Consider the following 4,637-nt stretch of genomic DNA (forward strand, 5'->3'; position numbering starts at 1 on the left):
GCTCTTTGATTTGACTAATTCTTTTCAATTCAGCCAGTTATGCTGGTGCGGGTGGGGGGACTCGAAGCCTCCCCTGAGTGCTTGCCTGGATAGAAAAGTCGTTTCAAATCAGAGTGGTGTGGCCGAACCCTTCTGGGGGCTATGTATCACCTGTATGTACACATCCGCAAGGAGGGGCGGGCCGTTATACCTCTAAAACAGCGGCCATGATGTTGACCCTAACCAAGTCGCAGTGCATCCCTACGCTCGCAAATAATTTGTAACGACAAAAAGGCTTCCTATGCGTCCCTACATTCTCTCTACAGTGGCTATTTTAGGGCTTCTGGCGGGCTTCCCAGCTTGGGCGGACTCTTCGGATGAACAACCTGAGTTTGCCGGAGAAATCGGCGCAATGAAGTGCGCCCAGTTCACAGCACTGATGGCTAGCGGCGGTGGGAATGAGGTCGCTACTCAAATCGTCGTTATGTCATGGGCGCAGGGCTACATGGCCGCCTGGAATAACGTTCGCATGGTGGACTTAAACAAAAACCCTCTGGACCTTTATTCGGAGGGATACCCCAAAGAAGCGCAGCAGGATTATCTTGCACACTACTGTGTGGATAATCCCAGAGATCAGATTATTGATGCAACGATTAGCCTAATCGAACAGATGCAGAAGGCTCAATGATGAAAGCCCAGCGTAGAACAACAATAACAACAACCAAATGTCGGTTTTTTGAAGTCCTCGCAAACTACCCCTACCCCATACGGCGCGCGCCGCCGCGTTTTTCGTTCGGTCATCATCGTTCGCGCAATCAATCGGCGCGCCGTTTAGCGAATGAAATTCATTGCAGCATTGTCCGGCCATCATTCGAGACGACAACAAAGCAAGCAATGCAGTGAACCAGCTTCACGGTTGCGCATGGATGACGCACCGTACAACGCGACGCAATCCAGAGCTATGCATGAGCAAAGACATTGCCAATGTAGCGCCCCGAGTCATGCGTTGTCGGAATCGTAGGGATTCCAAATTGACTCAAGTCACGCCGATTCTGCCGTGTCACAACCCAGTCAACGAACGGTGACTCAGTTGTGAGGTGTTATGGCAGACGGGAATTTCATTTCATATTTGCGGGTGTCCACGGCCAAACAGGGCCAGAGCGGTCTTGGCCTAGAGGCGCAGCGCCACGCTATCGCTCAGTATCTCAATGGTGGCGCTTGGACGCTGCTAGATGAATTCGTGGAGGTGGAGAGCGGCAAGAATAGCGAGCGGCCCAAGCTGGTGGCGGCGTTTGGGGCTTGCCGTCTGACCGGGGCAAAGCTGCTCATTGCCAAGCTGGACCGGCTAAGCCGTGACGCTGGGTTTCTCCTGGGTCTGGAGAAGGCCGGGGTGGAATTCGTGGCCGTGGATATGCCGCACGCTAACCGTCTGACCATCGGCATCATGGCAGTGGTGGCTGACGAGGAACGGCGGATGATCTCAGCCCGCACCAAGGCCGCACTGGCGGCGGCGAAGGAACGCGGGACGGTGCTGGGCGGTTTTCGGGGCGGAGCGAAGGTAGACCATGCCCAGGGAACAGCGGCGCTGGTACGCAAGGCGGATGAATTCGCGGCCAGGGTGGGGCCGATTATCGAGACCATGCGCGCCCAGGGTCTCAGCTTCGCCGCCATCGCTGAGCAGCTTAATGCCCGGCAGATACGGACGGCGCGCGGCGGGACTTGGGCGGCGATGAGCGTAACGCGCGTTCTCGATAGGCGGACCCAAGGCGGCGAGGCGGTGACATGATGCGCCGCCTTAAGCTGGCTCTGGGCGTTGTGGTGCTGGTTATGGTCTCGATCCTGGCCGTGGTGTTGGTCGCAAAGGCAACCAAGCGCAGGCATTGAGTCGGCGCGAGGTGACGGAAGGGAGGCGGAATGTCTGAATAATTCGATTGATAAGTCTACCAAAAAAGTAGGAATTAAGCAGGACTTGATGGCGGTATGTATTGACGTTTTGAAAGAAAAAACATGGAAAACTCTATGATTGGCGTTGCGTTCTCCCCTGATGATCTAGCCGCGCTCATTGCGTGGTCCGAGGAAGCTGAGGCGCAACGGCTTACCTCTGAGATTGCTGGCGATGGTGAAGCCGTGCCAGAGAATTTACTCGTAACCCTGCCCGGCGGGTATCAGCCCGCGTTCTCGCTCTGGACCATGAGCAACGGGGCGTACTGCCTGGAAGACTGGCGGCGGCTTGGCCGGTTTGATGCCGAGGTCTCTTCATGTCATCCGACATTGGAGGCGGCGCTGTATAAGATCGAGACCGAGGTGGCGCAGTACGGCAAAGCGCTGCCACGGGTGGCCGTCTAACCGCCATCCCACCGCTGGCATGCCGTTTCCCGCTGCGTGCGGGGGGGGGGGTGTCAGCGGGTTTTCGGCATGCGGCCGGGAGGGTTGCGGAAAGCAGACAAAAGCCGTCCAGGCGCGCCGCCGCAGGGTTAAAACACAAAGCCCGGTGGAATAGTTGCGGTGGTGTATATGTCAGTCGTTATCGTGGAGTATCACACAGGCGCGTAGAGCGGCAGCGGAAGCCGTACAGGCCCGTTGTGCCATTCCTGCAGCTCATAACCGCCAGCCGCTCAAGCCCCGCTAAGCGAGTCTACGGGAGGCGCGCGGGGCGCGCACTGCTAATCGCAGCCCCGCCATCTGCCCGGCAGCTTTCTGGTTTGTCCGATGACCGGGCAGTCTCACGGCGCGCGCCTTCAGCAAAAAAACAGAGCAGCCCAGCGGGCCGCTTCGGCGGTCATTCCGCCTATCAGGAGTTACCCTTCCACTGCCCGAATGTCATTATTGCTACGGGTTGAAGGCCTGCTTTCTGCCTGTCTAAATTGATCTGTTCCGTTTTAACAACGTAATCCGAATAATGCTGGTGGTCCATTGAGTTCATGACCATTTGCGGAACGCAGCCGGGCAGCGTTGCCATAAGTGGAACGAAGACCAAGAGTCGAACGGCGAATGATGAGAACGGGGACATAAACACTCCATTGCATAGCGGATTACGAACCGAGAAGCCGCCAGCCCGCCCTCGTTTCGCCTGATTGTAAAGACGTTCCTACTGAATAACCGCGCTGTTTAAAAGTACCGCCTCCCCAACATTTTGCCATTAAGGGGAGTCATGCACACGCCCTAAGAAGCCGCTGAAGCCCGCTTTAGGCTGCCTACGCCGAAGTCACGAAAAGGCGCTAACTCACTGCTTAACGGGGCCAGAGAAGGCGTAAAGCAGCCAGATCATAACGTAGTCGTATTGTGACTGCTACTGTTGTGCTTATCCTTTAGGAAAACACTGAAATAGATATGACGTAGCGATTATTCTACGGCCTTGCCGGAGAAAAGCCCGCGATGCAGAGGCCCAAAACTGCCCGGTAGATCAAGCAAGAGATTAACCCTGAGCCCCCGGCGGTGACGCTGCGGGGCTCTTTTCGTTTTCAGAGGGATAACATGACGAATAAGACCACGCGGGCGGCGGGCCTGCGAACGACAACGCTTGGCGACCTGCTAGACCGCCAGTTTCCGCCCCGGGCGGTGCTGCTGTCTCCATGGCTGCGGTCGGCGGAGAGCGCCCTACTATGGGCTCCCACGGGTGTCGGCAAGACCATGCTGGTGAATACACTAGCGCTGGCCGTGGCGGGCGGCGGCAAGGTGGCGGGCTGGGAAGCTGAGACGCCGCGCAAGGTGCTGCTGGTGGACGGCGAGATGCACATCGAAGACCTGAAGGAACGCCTGGAGATGCTGAAGGATACCGTGGAGGGGATAGATATGGAGGCGGCGCGACGCAATCTCGTCGTACTCTCCCGGCAGGACCAGCAGGCGGACACGCGGTTTCCCAACTTGGCCGATGAGGAGGGGCAAGATGCGATCATGGCGAGAGTGCGGGAGACGCAGGCCGAATTGGTAATCTTGGATAATTTCAGCACCTTGGCCGAGGTGGCTGATGAGAACGAGGCGGCGGCGATGAACCCCATTCTGTCGTTCTTGATGCGGTTCAAGCAGGCGAACGTAGCGTGTATCCTTGTGCATCACGCCGGAAAGGCGGGTAATGACTATCGGGGCAGTAGTAAGCTGGCGACGACCTTTGAGGTTATCATGGGGCTGAAGCGCCTGGACGGCCATAATGTTACCGATGGGGCGGCCTTTGAGCTAGCCTGGACGAAGTACCGAGGGAAGCCCACGGCGGCCACGCGAGACGCCGAAATGCACCTCGGGGCGGACGGCACAGGGCGGACGGTCTGGAGCACCCGGGCCACCGCGAGTAGCGAAATGAAGGCCGTCGTAGAGGCGGTGCGGTCCTGCCGCCACAAGACTCAGGCGGCAATCGGGGAGGCCCTGAGACTAAGCCCGGTGGAGGTAACCCGTCACAAAAACAAGGCGACAGCGAGCGGGGAGATAACGAAGAGAGAATGGAACGAGTGCTTGCGCGCAGGCCGGGATGAGACGGAAGAGCAAAACTCAGACTTTTAGGTCTCGCGGCGTCGTTTTGTGAGACGCAACCCAGCGTTTTGTGAGATAGTTACTCCGTAACTGCTTCAGTTAACGCTTAGATTAGGGGGGTTATAGGGGGGGTAATCCCCCCTGCCATTAAGGGGATTGATAAGTAGAATTTTCTCGGCATTTTACGCGAGGAG

General features: G+C 57.4%; 4 protein-coding genes. All 4 read left to right on the forward strand.

Annotated elements, in window-relative coordinates:
- Positions 1–280 precede the first annotated feature (280 nt).
- Positions 281–667, forward strand: coding sequence for a hypothetical protein (locus QQJ84_RS07535; RefSeq protein WP_284257514.1), 387 nt, complete (start codon positions 281–283; stop codon positions 665–667).
- 414 nt (positions 668–1,081) lie between these two features.
- Entirely contained in the window at positions 1,082–1,765 is a 684-nt protein-coding gene (locus QQJ84_RS07540; RefSeq protein WP_284257515.1) for a recombinase family protein, read from the forward strand.
- A 221-nt stretch (positions 1,766–1,986) separates the two neighbouring features.
- Positions 1,987–2,325, forward strand: a complete 339-nt coding sequence (locus QQJ84_RS07545; RefSeq protein WP_284257516.1) for a hypothetical protein — start codon at positions 1,987–1,989, stop codon at positions 2,323–2,325.
- A 1,128-nt stretch (positions 2,326–3,453) separates the two neighbouring features.
- On the forward strand, positions 3,454–4,473 hold the full coding sequence (locus QQJ84_RS07550; protein ID WP_284257517.1) for an AAA family ATPase: 1,020 nt from the start codon (positions 3,454–3,456) through the stop codon (positions 4,471–4,473).
- The last annotated feature ends 164 nt before the right edge of the window (positions 4,474–4,637 follow it).

It is taken from the genome of Acidocella aquatica, from assembly GCF_030160635.1.
Lineage (GTDB): Bacteria > Pseudomonadota > Alphaproteobacteria > Acetobacterales > Acetobacteraceae > Acidocella > Acidocella aquatica.

What these genes read in the sequence shown, in the direction of transcription:
- QQJ84_RS07535 (WP_284257514.1), top strand. Translation starts at nt 281, where the DNA reads ATGCGTCCCTACATTCTCTCTACAGTGGCTATTTTAGGGCTTCTGGCG.
- QQJ84_RS07540 (WP_284257515.1), top strand. Translation starts at nt 1,082, where the DNA reads ATGGCAGACGGGAATTTCATTTCATATTTGCGGGTGTCCACGGCCAAA.
- QQJ84_RS07545 (WP_284257516.1), top strand. Translation starts at nt 1,987, where the DNA reads ATGGAAAACTCTATGATTGGCGTTGCGTTCTCCCCTGATGATCTAGCC.
- QQJ84_RS07550 (WP_284257517.1), top strand. Translation starts at nt 3,454, where the DNA reads ATGACGAATAAGACCACGCGGGCGGCGGGCCTGCGAACGACAACGCTT.